Here is a 26,263-nt window from a genome sequence, read left to right on the forward strand (position 1 = left end):
TGTTTCCACATGTATACGCTTGAGCATCAATTACAGCATGCCACAGGAAGCTGGGCGAGCCTATTAGGTTTTGCAGCTTAATTTCATGTGTTGTTTCAGTAGCAACAAAACTAAACCACACATCTGTAAAGTTAGCATTGTTTCCAAAACATTGCAACGAGTTAGAATTTGTTGCATTTACCATTGTTGCAGAAACTACATTGTTACACGTACCGTCACATACAGGAACGTTGATTGCGTTTACACATGTATCATTTTCAAGAAATCCGCAGTCTGTACTAAAATTAATTCCTGTATCAACATTAGTCCAATTGGCAGTACTGTATGCAACATCATCCACTTGTACACAGGCTAAATTTGGTGTATTTGTAGCGAGAAAGAAAGAAAGGTTAGAGTTATTACCATTTTGCATATTTACACTTGTTAATAAAGAACTGTCTTGGCATAAAAAGCTTATAAGATTTGTATTATTGGATGCATCTAAAGTTGTGAGTTGACTTCCAGCAATATTCAATCTTTCTAGTGCTAAATTAATCGACAAATTAATGGTTGTTATGGGACAATTTACAATACTTAAATTATCTAGCATTAGGTTATTTGACAAATCGATACTTGATATTTGCGTAAAACCAACATTTAATGTTTCTAAGTTTGTGTTAGCAGTCACATCGACACTTGATACTTGATTATTATTATTAATTTCCAATTCTCTTAACATCAAATTTTGACTCACATCTATAGAAGTGAGTTGATTATTCCAAGCTTCTATATCTTCTAAAGCGGCATTTTGTGTGAGGTCTAAACTCGTTATTTGATTGTAGTATATATCTAATTTTCTAATAAGTACATTTTGAGTAATATTTAAAGTTGATATGTTATTATTATTTATTCTAAAATCCTCTAATGCTACGTTTTGCGTAATATCTATACTTGTTAATTGATTGTTTGAAGCATATAGCGTTCTTAATGCAGTAAAATCTTCTATTCCAGTTAAGTCAGCAATGTTATCATTTGACACATCAATTCCAGTAATTGAATTGATATTTGCGGTGGTTACGTAATTATCCAATATTGTATCATATCCTTGATTAATTAGGTATTGTTCAAAATTATCATCTGGCACGAAGGTTTGCCCAGGAATTGTTATTTGGTGTTCCTTTAAACAAAACGAAATATCTCTGTACGAATCTTCTACATTACCAGCCGCCGTACCAGAGTTAATTATAAATACCCAATCATAAATTTGAATAATCAATTCATCTCCTACGTCCCATCCTGATAAGATGGTATTGTCTGGTGCAATTGTATCTGCACAGGTAATTTCATTTCCTGCGGTATCTCTAATAATAATTCCTGGATTTTCTGTGAGTCCCGTCCATGACAAAGCATTTGTTGTTGCTGTCCATGTAAAAAACTGATCATATCCTGTATTTGCGCCATTACACGTTCCGTCTAGTCCGCTATCTGTCGTTCCATCCGAGCTAAAAAACAGTGTGGTTTCAGTACAGTCGTCTGCAAGAGCCGTAGGTGTTATAGGAGTTGCTCCTGAGAGTATATTATTTGTTGGTGTTTCGTATTCTCTCAAGCAAAATGTAAGTGCATCATAGTGATAATTCTCATAGTTAAATAGTTGAATAATTAAGTCTTCTCCTATTTCCCAACCACTAAGTTTCACAGGATCTCCTTGATTTGTTACAATGCATCCATACTCTACACCTGTCGTGCTGCGAACTGAAATCCCTATGTTGTCTGGATTTTGTCCCCAAAGTAAACCTCCAGAAGTTGCTGTCCATGTAAAAAATTGGTCTACACCAGTATCGTTACCAACACAAGTATCCATTCCACTGTCTGTTGTAGTGTATGTATTTGTATTTAGAAATAGAGTTTGATTGTTTGTAGTTATGGTACAATCGCTTCCTGCCAAACCTGGTACGATTGGAATTGCGCCTGCAGGTAAATCATTATTTGGAGTTGAGAATGATTTTTCTTCTAAACAGAATCGTGCATCTGCAATTCCTGAAAAACCTTCTGATTTATATATTTGAATAATTAGATTATCTCCTACATTCCATCCAGTAAATATTCCATCATTGTTATCTAATGCTTTAGAACAATCTATAATTTCATAAGGCGCAGTTGCGTTTCTAATAATCATTCCTGCTCGTCCCACAAAAGAAGGCGTGCTGTATTTTAAACCGTTGGTTGTTGCTGTCCATGTAAAGAATTGATCTATTCCTTCAAAATCACCATTTAGACATCCGCCCAAACCGCTATCTGTAGTTCCCGAATTTGTAAAATCGAGATCAAATGTATATCCACTACTTGGACAACCTGTTCCTGCTACCGAAGGAACTATTGGAACAGCTAAAGCAATGGTATTTGGAGTTGCTACATTTGGCACACAAGAAACATTCATATCTACCGTACCTGTATCCGTAGAGTTGTATCCTGTAATGGTAATATAATATGTTGTTGTTCCGTCAGATTCAAAGGTTCCGTAGGAGCGAAATCCTGGTCCGCATACAGCATCATTAAAATCATTAGCCGCTACTAATGTCAAGTTTCCTGATGTTCCTGTATATACTAAATATGAAGTATCATATCCTGATGCACATAAATCTAAAGTTACAGTTTCTGGAGTTCCTGAACCTGTGTACGAATACCAAATGTTTGGAGCATCTAAATCTACCGCTTGCGGAGTAGTAGCATCTGGTGCGTTGTCTTCATCAATGGTTGCTGTAATTGTAGTAGCGGTGTAATTGTTTCCGCAAGTTACTGAAATGGCATTTGCAAAATTATCATTTACAGGTTGCGCTACTGTTTTGTGTATCCAAAAGATGTTTGTAAAAATTAGAAATGTAAGTAGTAATTTTAATCTCATTTAAAATGATTTAATTGGTTCGTTACAATGCATATAAAATCTTATCTGCTAAAGTAAATTAGAAGTTAGCATACATTGAGTTCATAATTTTTCATAGTGTAAAATGGCGTATTGAACAAATGTGCTCAGGGGAGAGATTTGCTGTTGCGAAAATACCTAAACTTCATTAGTTTTTATGTATTACAGCGATTAATTTACTCGTAATTTACAAATATCGATTGCTTATTTCATAGAAGAGTCGTTTCATACGTACATGAAACGACTCTTCTACTAAACAAATTGGCACGAACTTTACCGAATGTTTACTTCTTTTGTGATAATATCATTGTCTAAGTTTACTTTTAGAATATAAATACCTTCACTTAAAAATTCTGTAGCTATTTGAATACTATTTTTATTAAATGTTGTGTCCATCGCGATGTTAATTCTTCTTCCATTGATGTCATATAACAATGCTTCATTAAAGTTTTTCCCTTGATTCCACTTGATGGTAAAGATTCCTTCATTCGGATTTGGAAAGACTGCAATATTTGCAACGTCATCAACTTGATTTTCTGGAACACTTAATGTCAATTCAGGATTGAATAGTGTGTTTAAGTATCCATAAATCATCATAGTTTGCACCGTATTTTGATGAATGGTAAATTCTGATTGCAAGAAGTATACACGCGCGTCTAAGTTCATTTCCATATATGGCCAATCGTCAATTGGTGGCGACATGATGAAGTCTTCTTTTTTGTCTAAACTGTGTGTATATAATGGAATTCCTGGAATGGCATTTCCAGCGTTATTAATTGCCGCATCATGTAATGTTTCTCGCGAATAACGTTCGGCGCCAAATACATCCGCTCTTGTAATGTATACTTTGTTTTCAGGATTTCCGCCCAACATCATATCATTGCTTGATAGTATTTTGTTTAATAAGGTTTGATCTCCTGTATGATGATACGACATAATTTGCGGAATGACTTGCGGTGTTGAACCCGTAGTACCAAGAATTGGCGGTTGATATTGTGATTTGATGAATCGGATTGGTTTCATGGTAATATCATTTGTTCCCCAAACATCGCTCCAGTAATGAATTGCTTGAATTTGTGTGTTTTTTAGATTGATGGCATCATTGTCAAAGTTGTTCCATTTATCATTCGGAATTAAGCTGAAAATCCAATTTGCTAATGCTTCATCATGTATTTGATATTCGTATAGAAAAGTTGTAGCCGTTGTGACAACTGTATTGTTTTTGTAATAGTCTAAATATTCTTGTCCGCCCGTAACACTGTACAAAGCAGAAGCTGCCATTAGTTTTAAGTCTTTTACTTTTCCTGCATATCCAATTCCTTGAAAAAGCTGTTCCAAGTCTGTTGCTGTAGCGTTGTTATTTGCCCAAACATATGCAGCGATAGCTTCACTTTTGTATAAATCTGCCTGATTGTTTGGATCGCCAGCAATGTCTAACGCAGCTGAAAATAATGCTGCTGCGGTAGCATATGTATAGGAAGCCGCAGGATCTTCTTTGTAGACATACCACATTTGTTCCGATGAAGAATTGCCAGAACCATCATTGTACGAAGGTCCGTAATATCCGTTTGTTTCTTTTCCGCCACAGATGCCACCAGTTGGCCCTTTTGTTCGTTTGAAAAAGTCTAACGTCCATTGCACTTCATCCAACACATCTGGAACTCCATTATTACTTTCTGGAATGTTCAGTTGTCCGTCTAAAAATCCGCCAGGTGCCAATTGATAGAAAAGCGATGCATAAATTGGTAAGTTAAGATGTTGAATATACACATCAAAGTCGCCCGCGTCAAAATGTCCGCCACTTCCCCAAGGCATTCCGTCAGGTGAAGTCATCCACGCTGGTTGATTTGTTGGGTTTATGAATGAAGTTGCCTGCGCTGGTAATTGTACAAAGCTTTCTTGATCGCCATTTATATTGTCCATGCGTCTGTAATTGGAATAGGTAATTTGAAAATTATCAACTCCTGGTGTGTGATCTACAGGTTTTAGAAATGGCGCATATTCATTGCCACGATCAAATCCGCTACGTTGGTATAATAAACTATTGGCAACTGATTTGTAAATTTGGTCATAGGCTTTGTTTGATATTTTGAATGGAAATGAACTTCCAATACCTTCAATTACAATTTTGTATTCTTCATTTTCATCTACAGGAATTGTGTTTCCTACTGCTGAGAATTCAAATTGCCACATGGGCGAATTGTACCAATATTTAGTCGCAAAGTTTTCTGAATAATCCGCTAATGTGTTTGGCGCTTTGAATTGTAAACCATCAGTTCCTGTTCCGGTGTATATAATTTGATTGTCTGAAACCCGCACTACATGACCTGTTGCGCCTTCAAAACTTGAAAAGTCTTCAAAGTGACTGTTGCTAAAATTATTTTTTCCTAACCATTGTGAAATGTATGCAAATTTTTCTGTCGCACTCGGAATCATTCCAACTTGATTGACATGAATACTTTCAGAAAAGTTAGCGAATGCATCAAAAGTTAAGGTGTACGAACTTTGTTGTGTATTGATATTGGACACATTTACGGTGTATGTTTTGCCGTTTTCCATCGGATTTGGCAATCGGACATATACATAATAGTCTTGCAACGCTACTTGTTCTTTTGCTTTAAAGAATGTTGCCGTAGCTTGTTGCGCTGTGTTGTAAAATGTATCATCGGTACTTGTAATGCTGAAATTGGCAGGCAGTAACGCTTGCGCTTCGTCAATTTGACCGTAATAGACAGCATTTGGCGCACTGTAAAAGTAGAATTCATCAAAGTTTGTGAAATCTTTTTCGCCTTCATCAAATCGTAATAAAATGGTGTTATTACTAACAGGCGTTATGGACGTAAGTTGCTGTGAAAATATTAAGATGGGAAATAAGCAACTTATTAGATATGTAATATTTTTCATAGGCTTCCTTTTTCTATTAAAGATACGAATTGTTTAAATCCGCAAGAATAGAATTGGGAATTTTTTAACCAAAGTATTTGATTATCAAACCTATAAATAAAATTTATGATGTATATTCTAAAACGGTTGGTTGTGGTAAAAACAACTCTATTAAGAATACCAAACTGTCTCTGGATATGATTGTAATGGAGATTAAAATGGTACTGAGTAGTATTGCGACAGCTAAGTTATTTTTTTTCAACTCGCCTACTTCATCTACATGTTTTGTGAGCGATTTTGCCAACATGAACGAACTGAAATGAATTAATCCTGCTAATAAGAATCCTACAAATAATGATAAGGAAGAGTATTTTAAGATTTCTACAAATAGGTTTTCTTTGGCATGAATTTTCAACATTTCTATCGCACTGATTATTGACGGAATGATGCCACTTAGCAAATATCCTGTACTGAATATAATTCCTGAAAAGAAGATACTTAGTGCCAAGTTGGAATCGTTTAGGTTTTCTTCTTTTAGTTTGAAAATTTTGATCAATACTTTGTATGAGATAAAGAATATGATGATGGCAAGCACAATGGACAATACCAATTGACTAAGAGCAAGATAAAGTAGTTCTGTATTCATGAGATTTCTTTTTTTAATTGACTAACACAAAGTCCCAATAACGCAAGCTTGATACGTCTTTAGGTAGATATCCTATTGGACAACCTTTGGCAGTAGTTTCTACGAAATAATATTTTTTTCTGTTGTATGTTTTGTATTTTCCTCGTGCAGGCACATTGATTCCTAATACCGAATGTTTGTATTCATCACTGTTTAGAATGGCAACGTCATAATTAAATTTTGATAGCAATACGAAAAGTAAAACCGTCCGCGAATCGCAATCGCCTTTAAGGTTTGAGCCAAATTCTACAGGCGCAAATATTCCTAAACGCACATTTCCCACACATGGATAGTCTTCATTTCCATTGCATGGCACCGTTTTTATGTAATTGTATTGAATGTTTTGAATGCTGGTAATGATGAATTCGGCAAATTTTTTCCTGTTCATCCTTTTTTCTTGCTGAATTTTACTGAAGGATGTGTACAAATGTTCTAATAATGGCGCATCATGAGTTGCCATATGTTTGTAAAATTCTCCCCAATTGAAGTTACGCGTTATTGTGTATGCCAATCGATTTCGTTTTGATTTGGGCACATTGTCTTTTTCAATTTTGAAATTCATCCGATACCGATCGCCGTCGAAGTCTTTCCAATTCATTTTATTGATAATGTATTCCACTGTTTTTTCTCCTTCCGTAGTTGTGACAACTTCCGTTTTTTGAGTGTCATCTTCTACTTTAGTGGAATCGTCTTCAATGACATATCCTGCATTTTTCATCAGAATTGTCATGATGACTGAAAATAGGATGATAACACCTACTGTTCGTAAGAGATTGTAAAGAATACTTTTGAAAGCACCTGCATTTGATACTGAATTTTGCATTGCTTTTTTCCAGAGATATCGCACTATAAAGAAGCCGCAGATTGTAATTACTAATAAAGACATGCCTTCTATTTTGACTTCAGTTGCCAAAAAGAATATCACAATTCCCAAAAAACCTGTAACTATCAACGCCAAACAACCCGAAAAGAGTTTTTGTATGGCTTTGACGCATCCGTGCGGTTTTTTTTGTTCTGTCATAATGTGTTAAAGATACTATCTTTTTTGAGTTTTGAAAATACAATGAATTACTGATTTTTGGACTGGAAAATTTACAGCTAGAATTGTATGAATTTGTATTCCAATTAATTACGGTAAAACCATAATTGAGCTATTAAATTTTTTTATAACTTTCTGTAAACCAATACATTCAGAATTATGAAAAAAAAGAATTTAAAAAATTTAGTGTTACGCAAGCAGTCGGTTAGTAATTTAAACCATGTTTCTGGTGGAACTGATGTGGCACAAACTGTTGTAGATATTATTACAACATTGACCAAAATTACACGTGAGTTTTCGTATTGTCCGCATGTAAGTTGTGGCTGTCCAGATCCGACAATACCAGCATTAACCGAAGGTATTTTGACCTGCAGACGAACTGCTTGTGACGAATTGACCTGTGTTACTTGCGCATAAATACAAAAAAACCGCTTACGAATTCGTAAGCGGTTTTTTGATATATAACTTAATGTGTTATTTTATTTTGAATGCTTTGTCTTGCGGATAGTAAGCAACTTCTCCCAATTCTTCTTCAATGCGCAATAATTGATTGTATTTCGCCATTCTGTCTGAACGTGAAGCAGAACCCGTTTTGATTTGTCCTGTGTTTAACGCAACTGCTAAATCAGCAATCGTATTGTCTTCTGTTTCTCCAGATCTGTGTGACATTACCGAAGTATATCCTGCATTGTGCGCCATATTTACGGCTGCAATAGTTTCTGTAAGCGTCCCAATTTGATTTACTTTGATTAGGATAGAGTTTGCTGTATTGTTATCAATTCCTCTTGATAAACGCTCAACATTGGTTACAAATAAATCGTCTCCGACTAATTGTACTTTGTCTCCGATTTTCTCAGTTAGGTATTTCCAACCTTCCCAATCGTTTTCATCCATTCCATCTTCGATAGAAATTATTGGATAGTTTGCTGCTAATTCTGCTAAGTAATCTGCTTGTTCTTTAGACGTTCTCACTTTTCCAGTACTTCCTTCAAATTTGGTATAGTCGTATGCGCCATCAACGTAAAATTCTGCCGCAGCACAATCTAACGCAATCATAATTTCATCGCCAAGTTTGTAACCTGCATTTGCAACTGCTTTTGAAATAGTGTCTAAAGCATCTTCCGTTCCGTCTAATGTTGGTGCAAAACCACCTTCATCTCCAACAGCTGTACTTAAACCTCTGTCGTGTAATACTTTTTTTAAGTGATGAAAGATTTCAGTTCCCATTTGCATCGCATGTGTAAAGTTTTCCGCTTTTACAGGCATGACCATGAATTCTTGAAACGCAATTGGTGCATCAGAATGTGAACCTCCGTTGATGATGTTCATCATTGGCACAGGAAGTGTGTTTGCCGAAACGCCGCCAACATATCTGTATAATGGCATTCCAAGTTCGTTTGCCGCAGCTTTTGCCGCAGCTAATGAAACACCTAAGATTGCATTGGCTCCTAAGTTGCCTTTGTTTGGCGTTCCATCTAAATCGATCATAGCTTTGTCGATATGATTTTGCTCAAATACAGAAACACCAATTAAGGCTTCTGCGATCGTTGTATTTACATTTTGAACAGCTTTACGAACTCCTTTTCCCATGTAAGCGTCTCCGCCATCTCTCAATTCTACAGCTTCATGTTCTCCTGTGGAAGCTCCTGAAGGCACAGCGGCTCTTCCTAAGATTCCATTTTCAGTTACTACATCTACTTCAACAGTTGGATTTCCTCTTGAATCTAATATTTGTCTTGCGTGAATGTTTATAATTCTGCTCATTTCTTTTTTTCTTTTTATTTCTTCTAGGCTAATTTACGAAACTAACGCTAGTTTTTTATGGTTGTGCATCGCTTTTATGGATATGTTAGCAATGCTGTATTTTTGGTTCTTTTTTTAAAATGCGAAAACGTTTTCCCTGAGAAATACCGCAACTACTTTTTGCTCAATAATTGAGATTCATAGCGTTTTAAGGCTTGACTCCCTATTTTATTTTGAATTTCTTGCCTACACTTCATGAACTTATGTTACCGTGATTTGCTAAACAGTATAATATTTTCTGTGGATTTGAATGCATACGCTAACGATTTGTTCATGAACGATTTGGACGCATCATAGTTTACCAAAGCCGTTGTATTCGGAACTTTTAGTTTCCATGAACCAGAATTTGTCAGTTTTCCTGGTGTAATCATCGCCACTTGTCCGTACAATTCTGACACATCTATTGCAATCGTTGCGTTTCCATTGTTTGCGGCTTCTTGTGCTTTGTTTAATGCTTCTTGATCATTTGCATTTCCAAGTTGTATCCAGTTTTCGGATCTTCTTACGATAGACTGAATACTGTCATATAGTATATAATCGCCATTTGTATTTTTAAAATCATCAATAGTATAGAATTCAGAAATCATTTTTGTAATACTGTTTCGACAATCGTTTCTGTCTGTTGCATTTGCTTTACAGTTTTTGAAATAGGCAATTGTGGTAGCCAAGAATTGTTCTTTGTCAACCGAAAGTTTTGCATTTGCAGTTTCTGTAGTTGTAGCCTTTTCTGTTTTCGTAGTTGACTTTTCAGGTTTTGTATCATTTTTACATGATACTACACATATGAATGTCAATATTAGAATAATGATTCTGTTCATCCTTATATAGTTTATATTATAAGATTCTCTAAAAATTTTAAAAACGTCATTCTGAATTTAATTCAGAATCTCATCATACTGATTTTCAAAGCTTATGTGAAACTGAATCAAGTTCAGTTTGACGAAAATTATACTTTTTAGATAGCCGTATTAAACCGTTTTTACTTTTTTAATGTTTTCAATGAATTGATCAAATAAGTATTCTCCATCGTGCGGTCCAGGACTTGCTTCTGGATGGTATTGTACTGAGAAACAGTTTTTATCTTTCACACGAATTCCTGCAACCGTATTATCATTTAGATGTACATGTGTTATTTCTACATTTGCATTGGCTTCCGTTTCTTCTCTGTTGATGGCAAAACCATGATTTTGAGAGGTAATTTCTCCTTTTCCTGTCAACATATTTTTTACAGGATGATTGATTCCTCTGTGTCCATTGTGCATTTTATACGTTGAGATTCCGTTAGCAAGTGCAATGATTTGATGTCCTAAACAGATTCCGAATAATGGTAAATCGCGTTTGATGACTTCTTTTGCGAATGTAATTGCGTCGCTTAATGGTTCTGGATCTCCTGGTCCATTAGATATGAAGTATCCATCAGGATTCCATGCGCTCATTTCTTCAAAGGTTGCATTGTATGGAAATACTTTGATGCAAGCATCACGCTTTGCAAGATTTCTAAGAATGTTCTTTTTACAACCAATATCTAACGCTGCAATTTTTACGGAAGCATTTTCATCTCCATATATGTATGGCTCTTTTGTAGATACTTTTGAAGCTAGTTCTAATCCTGCCATACTTGGTACCTTCGCAAGTTTTGCTTTGAGTTCGTCAATGTTATCAACATCTGTCGAGATGACTGCATTCATAGCTCCATTGTCTCTGATGTAGCTTACCAATGCTCTGGTATCAACATCTGATATTGCGAAAAGGTCATTTTGATCTAAGAATTCTTTTAGTGAACTATCAGCCGCATCACGTGAGTAATCGTAACTAAAGTTTTTACAAATGAGTCCAGCAATTTTAACGCCATCCGATTCCATTTCGGCAGTAGCCGTACCATAGTTACCGATGTGTACATTTGCCGTGACCATGAGTTGTCCGTAGTATGAAGGATCGGTAAAGATTTCTTGATATCCTGTCATTCCAGTGTTGAAACATACTTCTCCATATGCAGTTCCAGAATTTCCGATTGCTTTACCGTAAAAGATAGTTCCATCTTCAAGTAATACTATTGCTTTTTGTCGAGTTTGGTATTTCATATCTAGCTATACAATTTAGTTGTGTTGTGTTTTATATGAATTAATTGTTGTGTTGTATTGTTACTATAGTGTTGTTGTGTACTTTTCCAGTGATTTTATATCCTAGTGAAAGTATATTATTTTTGAACCAATCGTTTGATACTATGTCGTTGTGTGATAATATTTCGAGAATTAGAATTGGTTTGCATCGCTTGATGGTATTGATTGCACCTTTGAGCGCAGGAATTTCAAATCCTTCTAAATCGAGTTGAAGTATTGAAATATTTCTGTCTTCGGGAATCATACTGTCTAATGTTTCTATTTTGATTGGTACAAATTTACCATTTTCTGAATCAATTATTCTACTTGCGCCGCCTAATCGTCTTCCGTCTGCGGTTTCTATTTGTAATTTTACTTCAGATTTGACTTCTCCGAGTCCGACTTGCTGAAGATGTACATTGTTTAGATTGTTGAGTAGGATGGTAATTTGCGCGCATCGGAAGTATTCTAAGCTTGGTTCAAATGTCCAAACTTTAGCAGTTTCGGAAATGTTTTTTGCGATACCTGGAAGAAAGTCGCCAAAGTATGCACCTGCCTGAATAACATCTCCATTTCCGCAGTGATCTACAATGTACTGAATGGTTTCAGGTTCGTATACTTTTCCTTTTAGGATTTCTTGCACGACTGATTCTTGCTGTGCTGAGAAAGGTGTGCAATAACCGCCATATTTGTTGTAGGCAATTGTTGCATCTAATGTAAATTCATCTTTACTTAAAGAAGCTGCATGAACTGGTTTGTTAACGTATCCTTTTTTTAGGATTTTCCGTTTTACAAACTTTTTCAGCTTTTTAGGAATTAATGATTTTACGAGTTTGATCATTTTTTTGTAATTCGTTTTTAGGCTTTTAGAATTGAGTTTCTTTACTACAAAAAAAAGGATAAACTCAGAAAGTTTATCCTTTTTATATGTAATGAATTGAAAATCATTATTCTTCTTCGTTAGAAGCTTTAGTTTCAACTGGAGCAGGAGTTGCAGCTTTTTTACCACCTCTTCTACTACGTCTAGTTGTTTTCGCTTTTTTCTCAGTGTTGTACGTTTCGTTGTAGTCCACTAATTCGATTAATGCCATTTGCGCATTATCTCCAAGACGATTTCCTAACTTGATTATTCTTGTGTAACCACCTGGTCTATCAGCAACTTTAACAGCAACATCTCTGAATAATTCAGTTACTGCATATTTGTTTCTTAGTTTACTAAATACTAAACGACGATTGTGTGTAGTATCTTCTTTCGACTTAGTTACTAATGGCTCAACAAATTGCTTTAATGCTTTTGCTTTTGCTACTGTAGTGTTAATACGCTTGTGTTCGATTAATGAACAAGCCATATTTGCTAACATCGCTTTTCTGTGCGCTGTTTTTCTACCTAAGTGATTTACTTTTTTTCCGTGTCTCATGACATTTGTTTTTGACCGCTATCTTGCTACGACTCGTTTGAGGAGCAAATTATAGTGGAATTTTGAATTAATCTTTGTCTAATTTGTATTTTGATAAGTCCATTCCGAAACTTAATCCTTTAACATTTACTAGTTCTTCTAGTTCAGTTAATGATTTTTTACCGAAGTTTCTGAATTTCATTAAATCATTTTTGTTGTAAGATACTAAGTCTCCTAATGTATCTACTTCTGCAGCTTTTAAACAGTTTAATGCTCTTACAGAAAGGTCCATATCTACTAATTTTGTTTTTAGTAGTTGACGCATGTGTAATGATTCTTCATCATACGTTTCTGTTTGTGCAATTTCATCCGCTTCTAGAGTGATACGCTCATCAGAGAATAACATAAAGTGGTGGATAAGTGTTTTTGCTGCTTCAGTTAAAGCTTCTTTAGGATGAATAGATCCATCAGTAATGATTTCAAAAACTAATTTTTCATAATCAGTTTTTTGCTCAACACGATAGTTTTCTATGCTGTACTTAACATTCTTTACAGGTGTGTAAATAGAGTCTGTAAAGATCGTTCCTAATGGAGCGTTTGATTTTTTGTTTTCTTCGGCTGGAACATATCCTCTACCTTTTTCGATAGTGATTTCCATGTTTAGGTTTACTGAAGCATCCATGTTACAGATAACTAGATCTGGATTTAACACTTGGAAACCTGAGATAAACTTTTGGAAGTCACCTGCGGTAAGTTGTTCTTTACCTGAAACAGAAATTGATACAGATTCGTTATCGATATCGTCTATTTGTCTTTTAAAACGTACTTGTTTTAAGTTTAAAATAATTTCTGTTACATCTTCTACAACACCAGAAATCGTTGAAAATTCGTGATCAACTTTGTCCATACGAACAGAAGTAATCGCAAAACCTTCCAATGATGATAGAAGTACTCTTCTTAATGCGTTCCCGATTGTTAGCCCATAACCAGGTTCTAAAGGACGAAATTCAAATTTGCCATCGAACTCAGATGAGTCAATCATGATAACTTTATCGGGCTTTTGGAAGTTTAATAATGCCATATTAAGAATACTTTCTGATTATTTATTATTTAGAATATAATTCTACTATTAACTGCTCTTTAATATTTTCAGGAATTTGAAGTCTTTCTGGAGCAGTAACAAACGTACCTTCCATTTTTTCTCCGTTCCATGTAATCCACTCGTATACGTGGCTAGCGTTAGCTAAAGATCTTGAAACAATTTCTAAGGATTTAGATTTTTCTCTAACTCCTACAACATCACCAGGTTTTAAGCTGTATGAAGGAATATTTACTTTCTCTCCATTTACTGTGATGTGACGGTGCGATACTAATTGACGCGCTCCGCTTCTTGTTGGTGCGATTCCCATTCTGAAAACTACGTTATCTAAACGAGATTCACATAATTGTAATAATACTTCACCCGTAATTCCTTTGCTTCTATTTGCTCTATCGAACAAGTTTCTGAACTGACGTTCAAGGATTCCGTATGTGTATTTTGCTTTTTGTTTTTCCATCAACTGAACAGCGTATTCAGATTTTTTTCCTCTACGTCTGTTATTTCCGTGTTGACCTGGAGGATAATTTCTTTTATCAAAAGATTTATCATCTCCAAAAATTGCTTCTCCGAATTTACGAGCAATTTTAGTTTTTGGACCAGTATATCTTGCCATTTCTAATAGTTATTATGAGAGTGATTATGAATTAAGGCTTTCTCCTTCGATAATCGTTAATCTCTCAATGAAAATTAAATTAATTATACTCTTCTTCTTTTTGGAGGTCTACATCCATTGTGTGGTAATGGAGTAACGTCGATAATTTCTGTTACTTCAATTCCTGAATTATGGATTGTTCTGATAGCAGATTCTCTACCATTTCCTGGACCTTTAACGTAAACTTTTACTTTACGTAATCCTGCTTCGTGTGCAACTTTAGATGCTTCTTCTGCTGCAGTTTGCGCAGCATATGGAGTGTTCTTTTTAGAACCTCTAAAGCCCATTTTACCAGCAGATGACCAAGAAATCACATCTCCTTTTTTGTTTGTAAGTGATATAATAATGTTGTTGAAGGATGCAGTTACATGTGCTGCTCCAACTGACTCAACGATTACTTTACGTTTTTTTGTACTCTTGCTAGACTTTGCCATACTTTTTTAGTATTAAGATTTTAGTAGTTAGTAGTTAGATTCTTTATAATTAAATAAATAGTTCTCACTACTCAATACTAATTACCAACATCTATTTTAATTATTTAGTTGCTTTCTTCTTGTTAGCAACAGTTTTTCTTCTACCTTTTCTTGTTCTAGAGTTGTTCTTCGTTCTTTGACCTCTTAATGGAAGTCCAGATCTATGACGAATTCCTCTGTAACAACCGATATCCATTAAACGTTTGATGTTTAATTGAACTTCGGAACGTAATTCACCTTCAATTGTGTATGTTCCTACAGCTTCACGGATACGACCAATTTCATCATCGTTCCAGTCTGAAACTTTAGTGTCTTCACTTACTTTTGCGTTAGCTAAAACTTCTTTAGCTCTGCTTCTTCCGACTCCAAAGATGTAAGTTAATGCGATAACTCCTCTCTTATGCTTTGGAATGTCTACTCCTGCGATTCTTGCCATAACTATCCTTGTCTTTGTTTAAATCTAGGATTCTTTTTATTGATTACGTATAATCTCCCCTTACGACGCACAATTTTGCACTCGGGACTTCTCTTTTTTATTGATGCTCTTACTTTCATTAGTTTATTTATTTAATGATTGAAAATTAAAAGATTAAAAGATTTTTTCTCAACGAGTTATTCAATCTTTCAATTCTTGAATCATTTAATAGATTAATATCTATAAGTAATTCTTGCTTTTGTTAAATCGTATGGGCTCATTTCAAGTTTCACTTTATCACCAGGTAATAATTTGATATAATGCATACGCATTTTTCCTGAAATGTGAGCTGTTACGATATGCTCGTTTTCTAATTCTACACGGAACATTGCATTTGATAATGCTTCTATAATTGTTCCGTCTTGTTCTATTGCAGCTTGTTTAGCCATAATTATGCAACTACTTTACGGTTTTTACCAGTTTTCATTAAACCATCATAATGTCTGTTCAACAAGTATGAGTTTATTTGTTGCATAGTATCGATGGCAACTCCTACCATAATTAGCAACGATGTTCCACCAAAGAATAATGCCCAGCTTTGTTGTATACCTAATATATTACCAACGATTGATGGAAATATAGCGATCAATGCTAAAAAGATTGATCCTGGTAATGTAATTTGTGACATTATCTTATCTAAATATTCTCCTGTTTCTCCTCCTGGACGAATTCCAGGGATAAATCCACCACTTCTTTTTAAGTCATCTGCCATTTTGTTCGTAGGAACTGTAATTGCAGTATAGAAGTAAGTGAAAATTATAATTAAGAAAGCGAACAATACATTATACCATAATCCAAATACATCTTGGAAGTTAGCCTGCATCCATTGTCCTACAGTAGAATCGGTTCCTAAACCTTTTCCTATTGCAGAAGGTACAAACATTAATGCTTGTGCAAAGATGATTGGCATTACACCAGATGCGTTTAATTTTAATGGGATAAATTGTCTTGCTCCGAAGATATTTTTCTCGTATCCACCACTAGCAGTTCTTCTAGCATATTGTACTGGTATTTGACGAACCGCCATTACCAATAATACACTTGCCATGATAATTGCTAACCAGATTACAATTTCTATAAGAATAAGCATTGGCTTACTTGCATTTGAAGCAAGTTCTTGAACAAACGCTTGTGGCATGTACGCTATAATTCCTACCATGATTAATAGTGAGATACCGTTACCAATACCTTTGTCTGTAATTTTTTCTCCTAGCCACATCGCGAAGATGGTACCAGTTACAAGAATGATTACAGAAGGAATGATAAAGTCAAGTCCTTTACCCATTAAGAAAGCTTCATCAGGAACTCCTAATGCGCCTAATCCCCATAGGTAGAAAGGTGCTTGTACCAAACATATTACAATTGTTAACCATCTAGTGATTTGCGTAATTTTTTTACGACCACTTTCTCCTTCTTTTTGGAGTTTTTGTAGATAAGGAATTGCAATTCCCATCAATTGAACTACAATTGAAGCAGAGATGTATGGCATAATTCCTAAAGCGAATACAGATGCTTTAGCGAAAGCTCCACCTGTAAACATGTTTAGGAGGTTTCCGATTCCACCACCTTGAAAGTTACCGGCGAAATCTGCGCCAAGTTTTGTATAGTCCATACCTGGAAGACTTACTTGCGCACCGAAACGATACACGAGTAAAAGTCCTAGAGTTATTAAGATTTTATTCTTAAGTTCCTCTATGTTCCAAATATTTTTTATTGTGTCAATAAAATTTTTCATGCTTCTTTGTAGAAATTATAAAGTTACTGCTTCTCCTCCTGCTGCTTCGATAGCTGCTTTAGCTGAAGCTGTAAATTTGTGAGCGGTAACTTTTAATTTTGCTTTTAGTTCACCTCTTCCAAGGATTTTTACTAAATCAGTTTTTCTAGCTACTCTATTAGCTACTAATGTTTGTAAATCAACAGTATCTGTGATTTTACCTTCGTCTACTAGTTCCTGTAATCTATCAAGATTTACACCTTGATATTCTTTACGGTTAATGTTTGTAAATCCAAACTTAGGAACACGTCTTTGTAAAGGCATTTGACCACCTTCGAATCCAATTTTCTTTGAATAACCTGAGCGAGACTTAGCTCCTTTGTGACCACGTGTTGCCGTACCACCTTTTCCAGAACCTTGTCCTCTACCTACTCTTTTGTTATTACTTTGAACTGAACCGTCAGCTGGTTTTAAGTTACTTAAATCCATAACTAGTTGTTATTTTTAAGCTTCTTCAACAGAAACTAAATGTTTAACTTTATTTACCATTCCAAGGATGTTTGGTGTAGCATCGTGTTCTACAACCTGACCGATCTTTTTAAGACCTAGCGCTTCTAGTGTTCTCTTTTGATTTTGAGGACGACTAATTTTGCTTCTTACTTGTGTTACTTTAATTTTTGCCATTTTATCCTTGATTTATCCTTTAAATACTTTTTCTAAAGAAATTCCTCTTTGTTTTGCAACAATACCTGCGTCTCTTAATTGTAATAAAGCATCAAATGTTGCTTTTACTACGTTATGAGGGTTAGATGATCCTTGAGATTTAGATAATACATTGTGAACTCCGACAGCTTCTAATACTGCACGTACTGCTCCACCTGCAATAACTCCTGTACCTGAAGATGCTGGCTGAATGTATACTCTTGCTCCACCATATTTACCTTTTTGCTCATGTGGTAATGTTCCGTTTTGTAAAGGAATACGAACTAAGTTTTTCTTAGCGTCTTCAATTGCCTTTGCAATTGCTGTAGCAACGTCTTTTGATTTTCCTAAACCGTGTCCTACAACACCGTTTTCATCTCCAACAACTACGATAGCTGAGAAACCGAAGGCTCTACCACCTTTAGTTACTTTGGTTACACGTTGTACTCCTACCAAACGATCTTTTAATTCTAATCCACCTGGCTTTACTAATTCTGCGTTTTTGTATTTCTGATACATAGTTTCTTAGAATTTAAGTCCTCCTTCTCTAGCACCTTCTGCTAATGATTTTACTCTTCCGTGGTATAAGTATCCACCTCTATCAAATGCGATTGTTTCGACACCAGCTTTGAGCGCTTTTTCAGCAAGTGACTTCCCTACTAAGGCAGCAACTTCCGTTTTTGTTCCTTCAGCTTTGATATCTTTATCACGTGATGAAGCAGCAGCAATTGTTTTACCGTCTACATCATTAATGATCTGAGCATAAATTTCTTTATTACTTCTAAAAACAGCTAATCTTGGTCGTGCTTCTGTACCGCCAACGATTTTTCTTATTCTGTTTTTAATTCTTTGTCTTCTTTCAGTCTTTGATAATCCCATAGTTAATTATTAAGCTGATTTACCTGCTTTTCTTCTTAATACTTCTCCAACAAATTTAACTCCTTTTCCTTTGTAAGGTTCTGGCTTACGGAAAGCACGGATTTTAGCAGCAACTTGTCCTACTAATTGTTTGTCGTAAGAAGTTAATTTTATAATTGGGTTCTTTCCTTTCTCAGATATTGTTTCAACTTTCACTTCAGGAGCTAAGTTCATTACAATATTGTGAGAGAATCCTAAGGCTAATTCTAGTCTTTGTCCTTGATTACTTGCTCTGTAACCAACTCCAACTAATTCTAACTCTTTTGTGAACCCATTAGATACACCTTCAACCATATTGTTGAGTAATGCTCTATATAGACCATGTTTTGCTTTATGATCTTTGCTTTCAGATGGACGTTCTAGTACTAATTGACCTTCTTCTTGTTTGACAGTGATACCGTCTATTTGTTGTGTCAATTCTCCTAATTTACCTTTTACGGTTACCTGACCTTCTTTTATATCTACAGTAACTCCTGCTGGGATGCTTACTGGGTTTTTACCTATTCTTGACATTTTCGTAAGTCTTTTTTATTAGTAAACGTAACATAAAACTTCTCCACCAACATTTTCACGTTTAGCTTGCTTTCCTGTCATTACTCCGTGAGAAGTAGATACGATTGCAATTCCTAATCCGTTTAATACTCTTGGAAGTTCGTTAGCACCAGCATACTGACGTAAACCTGGTGTACTGATTCTCTGAATTTTCTTAATTACAGGCTCTTTCGTCATCTTATCGTATTTTAAAGCGATTTTGATGCTTCCTTGAACTGAGTTATCTTCAAACTTGTAGCTTAAGATGAAACCTTGATCAAATAAGATCTTAGTGATTTCTTTCTTTAGCTTCGAAGCTGGAATTTCCACAACTCTGTGTCCTGCTCTACTAGCGTTTCTAACTCTAGTTAAGTAATCCGCTATTGGATCTGTATACATATTTATGAATTTGCGGTTTTGGTTTTCGAATTGTTATCGAACCTGAAACCAATTTATAATTTTACCAACTTGCCTTTTTAACTCCAGGAATTAACCCTTTGTTAGCCATTTCTCTGAACATTACACGAGAAATACCGAATTGACGCATATACCCTTTTGGTCTTCCTGTAAGTTTGCAACGATTGTGCATACGAACTGGAGAAGCATTTTTTGGTAACTTTTGTAATGCTTCGTAATCTCCAGCTTCTTTTAAAGCTTTTCTTTTCTCAGCATATTTAGCAACCGTTTTTGCTCTTTTTACCTCACGGGCTTTCATTGATTCTTTAGCCATAATTAATTCTTTTTAAAAGGTAATCCTAATTGAGTTAATAATGATTTAGCTTCTTTATCGGTTGAAGCAGAAGTTACAAATGTAATATCCATTCCTGCAATTCTGTTCACTTTATCGATATTTATTTCTGGGAAGATAATTTGCTCAGTAATTCCTAAGTTATAATTACCTCTTCCATCGAATCCATTAGCTTTGATTCCTCCAAAATCTCTTACACGTGGTAAGGCTGAAGTAGTCAATCTATCTAAAAATTCGTACATCTTCTCTCCTCGTAACGTAACTTTTGCACCAATTGGCATTCCTTTACGTAATTTGAAAGAAGCAACATCTTTTTTAGATATTGTAGCAACTGCTTTTTGTCCAGTGATTTTTGCTAACTCGTCTGTAGCATGATCAATTAATTTCTTATCAGCTACAGCGCCACCAACACCTCTACTTAAAACTATTTTTTCAAGTTTTGGTACTTGCATTACGTTATTGTAACTGAATTCTTCTGTAAGAGCTTGGATAATTCTATCCTTGTACTCTTGTTTTAATCTTGGAACATACCCCATAGCTATATTACTTCATTAGATTTTTTAGAAAATCTCACTTTCTTGTCACCTTCCATTCTGTATCCAACTCTTGTTGTTTCTCCTTTTGAAGTTAACAAAGATAAGTTAGAAACATGAATAGGCGCTTCTTTTTCAACTATACCACCTTGAGGATTTTGAGCACTTGGTTTCGTGTGTTTCTTAACCATATTCACTCCCTCAACGATAGCTTTATTCTTTTCACGAAGTACAGTAAGCACTTTACCTTCAGATCCTTTGTGATCTCCAGCAATTACTCGTACTGTATCTCCTGATTTTATCTTTAGTTTTGTCATCTTAATAATGTATTAAAGTACCTCTGGTGCTAGTGATACTATTTTCATGAATTGTTTATCACGAAGTTCTCTTGCAACTGGTCCGAAAACACGTGTACCTCTCATTTCCCCAGTAGGGTTTAAAAGAACACAAGCATTATCATCAAATCTGATATAAGATCCATCTGGTCTTCTTACTTCTTTCTTAGTACGTACAACAACTGCTGTAGAAACTTGTCCTTTTTTTACACTTCCGTTAGGAGTTGCATCTTTTACAGTCACAACAATTTTGTCTCCAACTGAAGCATAACGTCTTTTTGTTCCACCTAGAACACGAATAGTTAATACTTCTTTAGCTCCTGTGTTGTCTGCTACTTTTAATCTTGATTCTTGTTGTACCATAATTACTTAGCTCTTTCAATGATTTCAACTAATCTCCAACATTTGGTTTTACTCAATGGACGTGTTTCCATTATTTTTACTGTATCACCAATGTTACAATCGTTCTGTTCGTCGTGCGCAACATATTTTTTTGTTTTTAACACGAACTTTCCGTACATAGGATGCTTTACTCGTTTTACTTCAGAAACCACGATTGATTTCGTCATTTTATTGCTAGTAACAACACCTATTCTCTCTTTTCTTAAATTTCTTTTTTCCATCTGTCAGTAGAATTCAATTTATTGCAATTCTCTTTTAGTTAGTTCAGTAGCTATTCTAGCAACTGTTCTTCTCGCAAATCGCAACTGAATTGGATTTTCTAGAGGAGAAATTGAGTTAGCGAATTTTAATTCAGCGTAGCTCTTTTTAGACTCCTTCAATTTCTCTTGTAACTCAGCTACAGATAATTCTTTAATTTCTGATTGTTTCATAACTTATTAAATTAAGCTTCGAAATCTCGAGCTACAATAAACTTAGTTTTAACTGGTAATTTTTGAGCTGCCAAGCGTAATGCTTCTTTAGCAACGTGCATAGGAACTCCTCCTACTTCAAAAATTATTCTTCCAGGCTTTACAACAGCTGCCCAGTATTCTGGAGCACCTTTACCTTTACCCATACGTACTTCTAATGGCTTCTTTGTAATTGGTTTGTCTGGAAAAACCTTGATCCATAATTGACCTTCTCTTTTCATGAAACGAGTTGCCGCTACACGGGCTGCTTCAATTTGACGAGATGTCAAAAAATTTGCATCTAATGATTTGATACCAAACATACCGTTAGAAAGTAAGTGACCTCTTCCAGAGTTCCCTTTCATACGCCCTTTCTGTACTTTACGATATTTTGTTCTTTTTGGCTGTAACATTTTTCTTTTACTTTAAAAAATTACTTTCTACGACGAGATTTTCCTTTTCCACCTGAATTGTTTCCACCTTTTCCTGACTGTTTTTTAGTCATTCCAACTAATGGAGATAATTCTCTTTTTCCGTAAACCTCACCTTTCATTATCCATACTTTAACTCCTAATCTACCGTAAGTAGTGTGAGCTTCATGTAATGCATAATCGATATCTGCTCTGAAAGTTGATAAAGGAATACGACCATCTTTATAAGATTCTGAACGTGCCATTTCAGCACCATTCAAACGACCAGAAATCTGAATTTTGATTCCTTCAGCATTCATACGCATTGCAGCCGCAATTGCCATTTTAATAGCTCTTCTGTATGAAATTCTGTTTTCAATTTGACGTGCAACGCTAGCTGCTACCAAATTTGCATCAAGTTCAGGTCTCTTGATCTCAAAAATATTGATCTGTACCTCTTTACCAGTAATCTTCTTAAGCTCTTCTTTTAACTTGTCTACCTCTTGACCACCCTTACCAATAATGATACCTGGGCGAGCCGTCGTGATAGTAACGGTTACAAGTTTAAGCGTACGCTCGATGATTACTCTAGAAACACTAGCTTTAGATAAACGAGCATGGATATACTTTCTGATTTTATCGTCCTCAGCAAGTTTATCTCCATAGTCATTACCTCCGTACCAGTTAGATTCCCATCCTCTGATGATACCAAGGCGATTTCCGATTGGATTTGTCTTTTGTCCCATACTTCCTATCTTAACTTTGTGTGTTATTATTAGCTCCTAACACCAATGTAACATGGTTGGAACGTTTTCTAATTCTATGTGCACGACCTTGAGGTGCTGGACGAAGTCTTTTTAACATACTTCCACCATCTACTCTGATCTCTTTTACAAATAATTCAGCTTCTTCAACGCTTGCATCTTCGTTTTTAGCTTGCCAGTTTGCGATTGCAGACAGTAACAATTTTTCTAAACGACGTGATGCTTCTTTTTGGCTGAATTTTAATATATGAAGCGCTATTTCTACTTTCTTACCTCTTACTAAATCCGCTACTAAGCGCATTTTTCTTGGCGAAGTAGGGCAGTTATTCAACTTTGCAAAGGCTATGCTTTTCTTAGCCTCTTTGATTTGCTCTGCTCTTTCTCTTTTACGAACTCCCATAGCTTCTTATTATTTTTTTCCTTTATTTTTCGCACCAGCGTGACCTCTAAATGATCGTGTTGGTGAAAATTCTCCTAATTTATGTCCTACCATGTTTTCTGTAACATAGACAGGAACGAACTGACGACCGTTATGCACAGCAATAGTTTGCCCAACGAAATCTGGAGTAATCATAGATGCTCTTGACCATGTTTTGATCACAGCTTTCTTTCCTGACTCAATATTTTGTTGAACTTTTTTATCTAAACTATAGTGAACGTAAGGTCCTTTTTTTAATGATCTTGCCATGTCTTATTTCTTTCTACGTTCTATGATATACTTATTACTTGCTTTCGTCTTAGATCTTGTACGGTATCCTTTAGCTGGAATTCCGTTTCTTGATCTTGGGTGTCCTCCAGAAGATTTACCTTCTCCACCACCCATTGGGTGATCAACAGGGTTCATTACTACTGGTCTAGTTCTTGGTCTTCTACCTAACCATCTTCCTCTACCTGCTTTACCAGATACTAATAACTGGTGGTCTGAGTTAGAGATAGCTCCGATTGTCGCTAAACAGTTAGCCATTACCATTCTAGTTTCACCTGAAGGCAATTTGATTGTAGCGTATTTTCCATCACGTGCCATTAATTGAGCAAAAGCTCCTGCGCTACGAGCCATTACAGCTCCTTGCCCTGGACGTAATTCAACACAAGAAATAATAGTTCCTAAAGGAATGCTACTTAAAGGCATTGTATTTCCGATTTCTGGAGCAACTTGTTCTCCTGAAACAACAGTCTGACCTACTTTTAAACCATTTTGAGCGATGATGTAACGTTTTTCCCCATCAGTATACTGAACTAATGCGATGAAAGCCGTTCTATTTGGATCATACTCAATTGATTTAACTTCAGCTGAAACTTCTTTTTTGTTTCTTTTGAAATCGATGATACGATATCTTTTCTTATGACCACCTCCGATGTAACGCATGGTCATTTTTCCTGAATTGTTTCTACCACCAGACCTCTTTTTCGGTGCAAGTAAACTCTTTTCCGGCTTATCAGTAGTGATGGCATCGAATCCATTGACTACTCTAAAACGCTGAGCTGGTGTAATTGGTTTTAATTTTCTTACTGACATTTTTTGTCTTTACTTATATATTGCTATAAAAATCAATAATATCTCCTTCCGCTACATCAACTATCGCCTTTTTCGTTGCGTTAGTTTTTCCATGCTGGATTCCAGTTTTGGTGTAACGTACTTTTCTATCAGGTCCGTAATTCATAGTACGAACTTTCTCTACAGAAACCCCATAAGTAGCCTCTATAGTTTTCTTAATCTCAACTTTGTTAGCATTTACATTTACCAAGAAAGTATAACGATTATTTAACTCACTATCAGCGGTAGCTTTTTCAGTTACAACTGGCTTAATTAAGATGCTCATTTGGTTCCTTATTTACTTAAATTTGACTCAATTCCTTCTAATGCACCTTCAAAGACAACAACGCTGTTTGCATTGACAATTTTGTAAGTGCTTAATTCTGAGCTAGTTAAAACCTCAGAGGTTTTCAAATTACGTGACGACAAATATACATTATTATTTGAATCACCCAACACAAATAGCGATTTTTTACTATCTAACCCTAAAGCTTTCAATACATTGATGAAATTTTTAGTCTTAGGAGCGTCAAAATTAAAGTCTTCAATTACAATGATAGACTCGCTTTTTGCCTTTAATGTAAGTGCTGATTTTCTAGCTAATCTCTTTACATTTTTGTTTAACTTCTGAGCATAACTTCTTGGTCTTGGACCAAAAACTCTACCTCCACCTTTGAAGAGTGGATTTTTTATACTACCTGCTCTCGCGGTACCAGTACCTTTTTGTTTTTTAATCTTACGAGTACTACCAACGATTTCAGCTCTTTCTTTAGCCTTATGCGTTCCTTGTCTTTGATTTGCAAGATATTGCTTCACGTCTAAGTAAACTGCATGATCATTTGGCTCAATAGCGAAAACAGCATCAGAAAGGTTTACCTTTCTACCTGTTTCTTTTCCGTTTATATCTAAAACTGCTACTTCCATTACTTCTGAATGATTACATAAGCGTTTTTGTGTCCAGGAACACATCCTTTGACAACTATTAAGTTCTTCTCAGGAACAACTTTTAAAACTCTTAAATTTTGAACTTTCACTTTATCTCCACCCATTCTTCCTGCCATGCGCATTCCTTTGAATACACGTGCTGGATACGATGCAGCTCCAATAGATCCTGGTGCTCTAAGACGGTTGTGCTGACCATGTGTTGCTTGTCCAACTCCAGCAAATCCGTGACGTTTTACAACACCTTGGAATCCTTTACCTTTAGAAGTTCCAGCTACATCCACAAATTCACCTTCTTCAAAGTGATCTACAGTGATACTGTCTCCTAATTTGTACTCTTCTTCAAATCCTTGGAATTCAACAACTTTATATTTAGGCGAAGTACCTGCTTTTTTAAAGTGACCGTTAGCCGCTTTAGAAGCACGTTTCTCTGCCTTGTCATCGAAACCAAGTTGAAGAGCTTCATACCCGTCAACCTCATTGGTTCTGACTTGGGTAACGACACAAGGACCTGCTTCGATAACTGTACATGGAATGTTTTTTCCATTTTCGTCAAAGATGCTAGTCATGCCGATTTTTTTTCCGATTAACCCAGACATAATTTGATTTTAGATTTTGGATTCAAGATTTTACTCTTTAGTCCGTTAGTATTAATTACTATTAAAAAAATTCAGGGCAAAAATACCTTTCAACCCTGAATTGCATTTTTTCCGTTTTTCCTTCGCACGCAGCTCGGGACATGTTTACTTTCCTCGGAAGAGGAAATAAAATTCTTTT

At 35.5% G+C, this 26,263-nt stretch carries 37 protein-coding genes; 1 reads left to right on the top strand and 36 read right to left on the bottom strand.

The window, feature by feature from the left end:
• The 4 genes from AA089_RS10120 to AA089_RS10135 form a co-directional block, all read right to left on the bottom strand.
• The coding region (locus tag AA089_RS10120; protein ID WP_046756832.1) for a leucine-rich repeat domain-containing protein at window positions 1–2,881 on the bottom strand (2,881 nt) is incomplete at its 3' end.
• A gap of 291 nt (window positions 2,882–3,172) precedes the next feature.
• On the bottom strand, window positions 3,173–5,803 hold the full coding sequence (locus AA089_RS10125) for a glycoside hydrolase family 9 protein (protein ID WP_046756833.1): 2,631 nt from the start codon (window positions 5,801–5,803) through the stop codon (window positions 3,173–3,175).
• A 103-nt stretch (window positions 5,804–5,906) separates the two neighbouring features.
• Complete coding sequence (locus tag AA089_RS10130; RefSeq protein ID WP_046756834.1) at window positions 5,907–6,428, bottom strand: DUF350 domain-containing protein; 522 nt, start codon at window positions 6,426–6,428, stop codon at window positions 5,907–5,909.
• 13 nt (window positions 6,429–6,441) lie between these two features.
• On the bottom strand, window positions 6,442–7,488 hold the full coding sequence (locus tag AA089_RS10135) for a hypothetical protein (protein WP_046756835.1): 1,047 nt from the start codon (window positions 7,486–7,488) through the stop codon (window positions 6,442–6,444).
• A 177-nt stretch (window positions 7,489–7,665) separates the two neighbouring features.
• Between AA089_RS10135 and AA089_RS10140 the strand changes: the two genes are divergently transcribed.
• On the top strand, window positions 7,666–7,923 hold the full coding sequence (locus AA089_RS10140; RefSeq protein WP_046756836.1) for a hypothetical protein: 258 nt from the start codon (window positions 7,666–7,668) through the stop codon (window positions 7,921–7,923).
• A 57-nt stretch (window positions 7,924–7,980) separates the two neighbouring features.
• Here AA089_RS10140 and eno read toward each other — a convergent pair whose 3' ends face one another.
• The 32 genes from eno to rplC form a co-directional block, all read right to left on the bottom strand.
• A complete protein-coding gene (eno, locus tag AA089_RS10145) occupies window positions 7,981–9,270 on the bottom strand; it encodes a phosphopyruvate hydratase (RefSeq protein ID WP_046756837.1) in 1,290 nt (429 codons plus the stop codon).
• 245 nt (window positions 9,271–9,515) lie between these two features.
• Window positions 9,516–10,127, bottom strand: a complete 612-nt coding sequence (locus AA089_RS10150; RefSeq protein ID WP_046756838.1) for a hypothetical protein — start codon at window positions 10,125–10,127, stop codon at window positions 9,516–9,518.
• Between the two features lie 150 nt (window positions 10,128–10,277).
• Window positions 10,278–11,390, bottom strand: a complete 1,113-nt coding sequence (carA, locus tag AA089_RS10155; RefSeq protein ID WP_046756839.1) for a glutamine-hydrolyzing carbamoyl-phosphate synthase small subunit — start codon at window positions 11,388–11,390, stop codon at window positions 10,278–10,280.
• A 40-nt stretch (window positions 11,391–11,430) separates the two neighbouring features.
• The gene (locus AA089_RS10160; RefSeq protein ID WP_046756840.1) at window positions 11,431–12,249 is read right to left on the bottom strand and encodes an FkbM family methyltransferase; all 819 of its coding nucleotides are present in this window, start codon (window positions 12,247–12,249) and stop codon (window positions 11,431–11,433) included.
• 106 nt (window positions 12,250–12,355) lie between these two features.
• Window positions 12,356–12,826 (bottom strand): 50S ribosomal protein L17, encoded by a 471-nt coding sequence (gene rplQ / locus AA089_RS10165; RefSeq protein ID WP_046756841.1) that lies wholly within the window; start codon window positions 12,824–12,826, stop codon window positions 12,356–12,358.
• Between the two features lie 67 nt (window positions 12,827–12,893).
• Window positions 12,894–13,886 carry a DNA-directed RNA polymerase subunit alpha gene (locus AA089_RS10170; RefSeq protein ID WP_046756842.1) on the bottom strand — a complete coding sequence of 331 codons (993 nt, stop codon included), beginning with the start codon at window positions 13,884–13,886 and terminating at the stop codon, window positions 12,894–12,896.
• A gap of 25 nt (window positions 13,887–13,911) precedes the next feature.
• Window positions 13,912–14,517: a 30S ribosomal protein S4 gene (gene rpsD / locus AA089_RS10175; RefSeq protein WP_046756843.1), complete on the bottom strand. Its 606-nt coding sequence runs from the start codon at window positions 14,515–14,517 to the stop codon at window positions 13,912–13,914.
• A gap of 83 nt (window positions 14,518–14,600) precedes the next feature.
• Complete coding sequence (rpsK, locus tag AA089_RS10180; RefSeq protein WP_046756844.1) at window positions 14,601–14,990, bottom strand: 30S ribosomal protein S11; 390 nt, start codon at window positions 14,988–14,990, stop codon at window positions 14,601–14,603.
• A 100-nt stretch (window positions 14,991–15,090) separates the two neighbouring features.
• A complete protein-coding gene (gene rpsM, locus AA089_RS10185) occupies window positions 15,091–15,465 on the bottom strand; it encodes a 30S ribosomal protein S13 (RefSeq protein ID WP_046756845.1) in 375 nt (124 codons plus the stop codon).
• Between the two features lie 2 nt (window positions 15,466–15,467).
• Window positions 15,468–15,584, bottom strand: a complete 117-nt coding sequence (ykgO, locus tag AA089_RS24230; RefSeq protein WP_007094966.1) for a type B 50S ribosomal protein L36 — start codon at window positions 15,582–15,584, stop codon at window positions 15,468–15,470.
• A gap of 93 nt (window positions 15,585–15,677) precedes the next feature.
• A complete protein-coding gene (gene infA, locus AA089_RS10190) occupies window positions 15,678–15,893 on the bottom strand; it encodes a translation initiation factor IF-1 (RefSeq protein ID WP_046756846.1) in 216 nt (71 codons plus the stop codon).
• Window positions 15,894–15,895: 2 nt separating this feature from the next.
• Complete coding sequence (gene secY / locus AA089_RS10195) at window positions 15,896–17,239, bottom strand: preprotein translocase subunit SecY (protein WP_046756847.1); 1,344 nt, start codon at window positions 17,237–17,239, stop codon at window positions 15,896–15,898.
• Between the two features lie 15 nt (window positions 17,240–17,254).
• Window positions 17,255–17,707: a 50S ribosomal protein L15 gene (gene rplO, locus AA089_RS10200; RefSeq protein ID WP_046756848.1), complete on the bottom strand. Its 453-nt coding sequence runs from the start codon at window positions 17,705–17,707 to the stop codon at window positions 17,255–17,257.
• Between the two features lie 15 nt (window positions 17,708–17,722).
• Window positions 17,723–17,902 (bottom strand): 50S ribosomal protein L30, encoded by a 180-nt coding sequence (gene rpmD, locus AA089_RS10205; protein ID WP_046756849.1) that lies wholly within the window; start codon window positions 17,900–17,902, stop codon window positions 17,723–17,725.
• Window positions 17,903–17,914: 12 nt separating this feature from the next.
• The gene (gene rpsE / locus AA089_RS10210; protein ID WP_046756850.1) at window positions 17,915–18,439 is read right to left on the bottom strand and encodes a 30S ribosomal protein S5; all 525 of its coding nucleotides are present in this window, start codon (window positions 18,437–18,439) and stop codon (window positions 17,915–17,917) included.
• A 6-nt stretch (window positions 18,440–18,445) separates the two neighbouring features.
• On the bottom strand, window positions 18,446–18,799 hold the full coding sequence (gene rplR / locus AA089_RS10215; protein WP_046756851.1) for a 50S ribosomal protein L18: 354 nt from the start codon (window positions 18,797–18,799) through the stop codon (window positions 18,446–18,448).
• Window positions 18,800–18,808: 9 nt separating this feature from the next.
• On the bottom strand, window positions 18,809–19,351 hold the full coding sequence (rplF, locus tag AA089_RS10220; RefSeq protein WP_046756852.1) for a 50S ribosomal protein L6: 543 nt from the start codon (window positions 19,349–19,351) through the stop codon (window positions 18,809–18,811).
• Window positions 19,352–19,369: 18 nt separating this feature from the next.
• Complete coding sequence (gene rpsH / locus AA089_RS10225; RefSeq protein ID WP_046756853.1) at window positions 19,370–19,768, bottom strand: 30S ribosomal protein S8; 399 nt, start codon at window positions 19,766–19,768, stop codon at window positions 19,370–19,372.
• Window positions 19,769–19,829: 61 nt separating this feature from the next.
• Window positions 19,830–20,099: a 30S ribosomal protein S14 gene (rpsN, locus tag AA089_RS10230; RefSeq protein ID WP_046756854.1), complete on the bottom strand. Its 270-nt coding sequence runs from the start codon at window positions 20,097–20,099 to the stop codon at window positions 19,830–19,832.
• A 2-nt stretch (window positions 20,100–20,101) separates the two neighbouring features.
• Entirely contained in the window at window positions 20,102–20,653 is a 552-nt protein-coding gene (gene rplE / locus AA089_RS10235) for a 50S ribosomal protein L5 (protein WP_046756855.1), read from the bottom strand.
• A gap of 2 nt (window positions 20,654–20,655) precedes the next feature.
• Window positions 20,656–20,967, bottom strand: coding sequence for a 50S ribosomal protein L24 (gene rplX, locus AA089_RS10240; protein WP_046756856.1), 312 nt, complete (start codon window positions 20,965–20,967; stop codon window positions 20,656–20,658).
• Between the two features lie 12 nt (window positions 20,968–20,979).
• The gene (rplN, locus tag AA089_RS10245) at window positions 20,980–21,348 is read right to left on the bottom strand and encodes a 50S ribosomal protein L14 (RefSeq protein WP_007094978.1); all 369 of its coding nucleotides are present in this window, start codon (window positions 21,346–21,348) and stop codon (window positions 20,980–20,982) included.
• Between the two features lie 2 nt (window positions 21,349–21,350).
• A complete protein-coding gene (gene rpsQ, locus AA089_RS10250; RefSeq protein WP_046756857.1) occupies window positions 21,351–21,608 on the bottom strand; it encodes a 30S ribosomal protein S17 in 258 nt (85 codons plus the stop codon).
• 18 nt (window positions 21,609–21,626) lie between these two features.
• Window positions 21,627–21,818 (bottom strand): 50S ribosomal protein L29, encoded by a 192-nt coding sequence (gene rpmC, locus AA089_RS10255; protein ID WP_046756858.1) that lies wholly within the window; start codon window positions 21,816–21,818, stop codon window positions 21,627–21,629.
• 11 nt (window positions 21,819–21,829) lie between these two features.
• Window positions 21,830–22,249, bottom strand: coding sequence for a 50S ribosomal protein L16 (gene rplP / locus AA089_RS10260; protein WP_007094981.1), 420 nt, complete (start codon window positions 22,247–22,249; stop codon window positions 21,830–21,832).
• A gap of 20 nt (window positions 22,250–22,269) precedes the next feature.
• Entirely contained in the window at window positions 22,270–22,992 is a 723-nt protein-coding gene (rpsC, locus tag AA089_RS10265) for a 30S ribosomal protein S3 (RefSeq protein ID WP_046756859.1), read from the bottom strand.
• 10 nt (window positions 22,993–23,002) lie between these two features.
• Window positions 23,003–23,410 carry a 50S ribosomal protein L22 gene (gene rplV, locus AA089_RS10270; protein ID WP_046756860.1) on the bottom strand — a complete coding sequence of 136 codons (408 nt, stop codon included), beginning with the start codon at window positions 23,408–23,410 and terminating at the stop codon, window positions 23,003–23,005.
• A 9-nt stretch (window positions 23,411–23,419) separates the two neighbouring features.
• Window positions 23,420–23,698 carry a 30S ribosomal protein S19 gene (rpsS, locus tag AA089_RS10275; RefSeq protein ID WP_007094984.1) on the bottom strand — a complete coding sequence of 93 codons (279 nt, stop codon included), beginning with the start codon at window positions 23,696–23,698 and terminating at the stop codon, window positions 23,420–23,422.
• Between the two features lie 3 nt (window positions 23,699–23,701).
• Window positions 23,702–24,526, bottom strand: coding sequence for a 50S ribosomal protein L2 (rplB, locus tag AA089_RS10280; RefSeq protein WP_046756861.1), 825 nt, complete (start codon window positions 24,524–24,526; stop codon window positions 23,702–23,704).
• A gap of 13 nt (window positions 24,527–24,539) precedes the next feature.
• A complete protein-coding gene (gene rplW, locus AA089_RS10285; RefSeq protein ID WP_046756862.1) occupies window positions 24,540–24,830 on the bottom strand; it encodes a 50S ribosomal protein L23 in 291 nt (96 codons plus the stop codon).
• A gap of 8 nt (window positions 24,831–24,838) precedes the next feature.
• On the bottom strand, window positions 24,839–25,468 hold the full coding sequence (gene rplD, locus AA089_RS10290; protein WP_046756863.1) for a 50S ribosomal protein L4: 630 nt from the start codon (window positions 25,466–25,468) through the stop codon (window positions 24,839–24,841).
• The gene (gene rplC, locus AA089_RS10295) at window positions 25,468–26,085 is read right to left on the bottom strand and encodes a 50S ribosomal protein L3 (RefSeq protein WP_046756864.1); all 618 of its coding nucleotides are present in this window, start codon (window positions 26,083–26,085) and stop codon (window positions 25,468–25,470) included. The genes rplD and rplC overlap by 1 nt, the downstream gene beginning before the upstream one ends.
• Window positions 26,086–26,263 lie beyond the last annotated feature (178 nt).

Source organism: Kordia jejudonensis (genome assembly GCF_001005315.1).
Classification (GTDB): Bacteria; Bacteroidota; Bacteroidia; order Flavobacteriales; family Flavobacteriaceae; genus Kordia; species Kordia jejudonensis.

Bases quoted from the DNA above. Each gene is read 5' to 3' on its own strand.
- rplF (WP_046756852.1), bottom strand. From the start codon at position 19,351: ATGTCAAGAATAGGTAAAAACCCAGTAAGCATCCCAGCAGGAGTTACT.
- rpsM (WP_046756845.1), bottom strand. From the start codon at position 15,465: ATGGCAAGAATCGCAGGAGTAGACATTCCAAAGCATAAGAGAGGAGTT.
- AA089_RS10150 (WP_046756838.1), bottom strand. From the start codon at position 10,127: ATGAACAGAATCATTATTCTAATATTGACATTCATATGTGTAGTATCA.
- rpsK (WP_046756844.1), bottom strand. From the start codon at position 14,990: ATGGCAAAGTCTAGCAAGAGTACAAAAAAACGTAAAGTAATCGTTGAG.
- AA089_RS10160 (WP_046756840.1), bottom strand. From the start codon at position 12,249: ATGATCAAACTCGTAAAATCATTAATTCCTAAAAAGCTGAAAAAGTTT.
- ykgO (WP_007094966.1), bottom strand. From the start codon at position 15,584: ATGAAAGTAAGAGCATCAATAAAAAAGAGAAGTCCCGAGTGCAAAATT.
- rplW (WP_046756862.1), bottom strand. From the start codon at position 24,830: ATGAGCATCTTAATTAAGCCAGTTGTAACTGAAAAAGCTACCGCTGAT.
- AA089_RS10170 (WP_046756842.1), bottom strand. From the start codon at position 13,886: ATGGCATTATTAAACTTCCAAAAGCCCGATAAAGTTATCATGATTGAC.
- eno (WP_046756837.1), bottom strand. From the start codon at position 9,270: ATGAGCAGAATTATAAACATTCACGCAAGACAAATATTAGATTCAAGA.
- rplX (WP_046756856.1), bottom strand. From the start codon at position 20,967: ATGACAAAACTAAAGATAAAATCAGGAGATACAGTACGAGTAATTGCT.
- rpmD (WP_046756849.1), bottom strand. From the start codon at position 17,902: ATGGCAAAAATTAAAGTAACACAAGTAAGAAGCAAAATTAGTCGTCCT.
- rplN (WP_007094978.1), bottom strand. From the start codon at position 21,348: ATGGTACAACAAGAATCAAGATTAAAAGTAGCAGACAACACAGGAGCT.
- infA (WP_046756846.1), bottom strand. From the start codon at position 15,893: ATGGCTAAACAAGCTGCAATAGAACAAGACGGAACAATTATAGAAGCA.
- rplO (WP_046756848.1), bottom strand. From the start codon at position 17,707: ATGGATTTAAGTAACTTAAAACCAGCTGACGGTTCAGTTCAAAGTAAT.
- rpsQ (WP_046756857.1), bottom strand. From the start codon at position 21,608: ATGGAAAAAAGAAATTTAAGAAAAGAGAGAATAGGTGTTGTTACTAGC.
- rpmC (WP_046756858.1), bottom strand. From the start codon at position 21,818: ATGAAACAATCAGAAATTAAAGAATTATCTGTAGCTGAGTTACAAGAG.
- rplP (WP_007094981.1), bottom strand. From the start codon at position 22,249: ATGTTACAGCCAAAAAGAACAAAATATCGTAAAGTACAGAAAGGGCGT.
- rplV (WP_046756860.1), bottom strand. From the start codon at position 23,410: ATGGGAGTTCGTAAAAGAGAAAGAGCAGAGCAAATCAAAGAGGCTAAG.
- rplQ (WP_046756841.1), bottom strand. From the start codon at position 12,826: ATGAGACACGGAAAAAAAGTAAATCACTTAGGTAGAAAAACAGCGCAC.
- rplD (WP_046756863.1), bottom strand. From the start codon at position 25,468: ATGGAAGTAGCAGTTTTAGATATAAACGGAAAAGAAACAGGTAGAAAG.
- AA089_RS10125 (WP_046756833.1), bottom strand. From the start codon at position 5,803: ATGAAAAATATTACATATCTAATAAGTTGCTTATTTCCCATCTTAATA.
- rpsN (WP_046756854.1), bottom strand. From the start codon at position 20,099: ATGGCTAAAGAATCAATGAAAGCCCGTGAGGTAAAAAGAGCAAAAACG.
- rpsS (WP_007094984.1), bottom strand. From the start codon at position 23,698: ATGGCAAGATCATTAAAAAAAGGACCTTACGTTCACTATAGTTTAGAT.
- rplB (WP_046756861.1), bottom strand. From the start codon at position 24,526: ATGTCAGTAAGAAAATTAAAACCAATTACACCAGCTCAGCGTTTTAGA.
- AA089_RS10130 (WP_046756834.1), bottom strand. From the start codon at position 6,428: ATGAATACAGAACTACTTTATCTTGCTCTTAGTCAATTGGTATTGTCC.
- rpsC (WP_046756859.1), bottom strand. From the start codon at position 22,992: ATGGGACAAAAGACAAATCCAATCGGAAATCGCCTTGGTATCATCAGA.
- carA (WP_046756839.1), bottom strand. From the start codon at position 11,390: ATGAAATACCAAACTCGACAAAAAGCAATAGTATTACTTGAAGATGGA.
- rpsD (WP_046756843.1), bottom strand. From the start codon at position 14,517: ATGGCAAGATATACTGGTCCAAAAACTAAAATTGCTCGTAAATTCGGA.
- AA089_RS10135 (WP_046756835.1), bottom strand. From the start codon at position 7,488: ATGACAGAACAAAAAAAACCGCACGGATGCGTCAAAGCCATACAAAAA.
- rplR (WP_046756851.1), bottom strand. From the start codon at position 18,799: ATGGGATTATCAAAGACTGAAAGAAGACAAAGAATTAAAAACAGAATA.
- AA089_RS10140 (WP_046756836.1), top strand. From the start codon at position 7,666: ATGAAAAAAAAGAATTTAAAAAATTTAGTGTTACGCAAGCAGTCGGTT.
- rpsH (WP_046756853.1), bottom strand. From the start codon at position 19,768: ATGTATACAGATCCAATAGCGGATTACTTAACTAGAGTTAGAAACGCT.
- rpsE (WP_046756850.1), bottom strand. From the start codon at position 18,439: ATGTATCAGAAATACAAAAACGCAGAATTAGTAAAGCCAGGTGGATTA.
- rplE (WP_046756855.1), bottom strand. From the start codon at position 20,653: ATGGGGTATGTTCCAAGATTAAAACAAGAGTACAAGGATAGAATTATC.
- secY (WP_046756847.1), bottom strand. From the start codon at position 17,239: ATGAAAAATTTTATTGACACAATAAAAAATATTTGGAACATAGAGGAA.
- rplC (WP_046756864.1), bottom strand. From the start codon at position 26,085: ATGTCTGGGTTAATCGGAAAAAAAATCGGCATGACTAGCATCTTTGAC.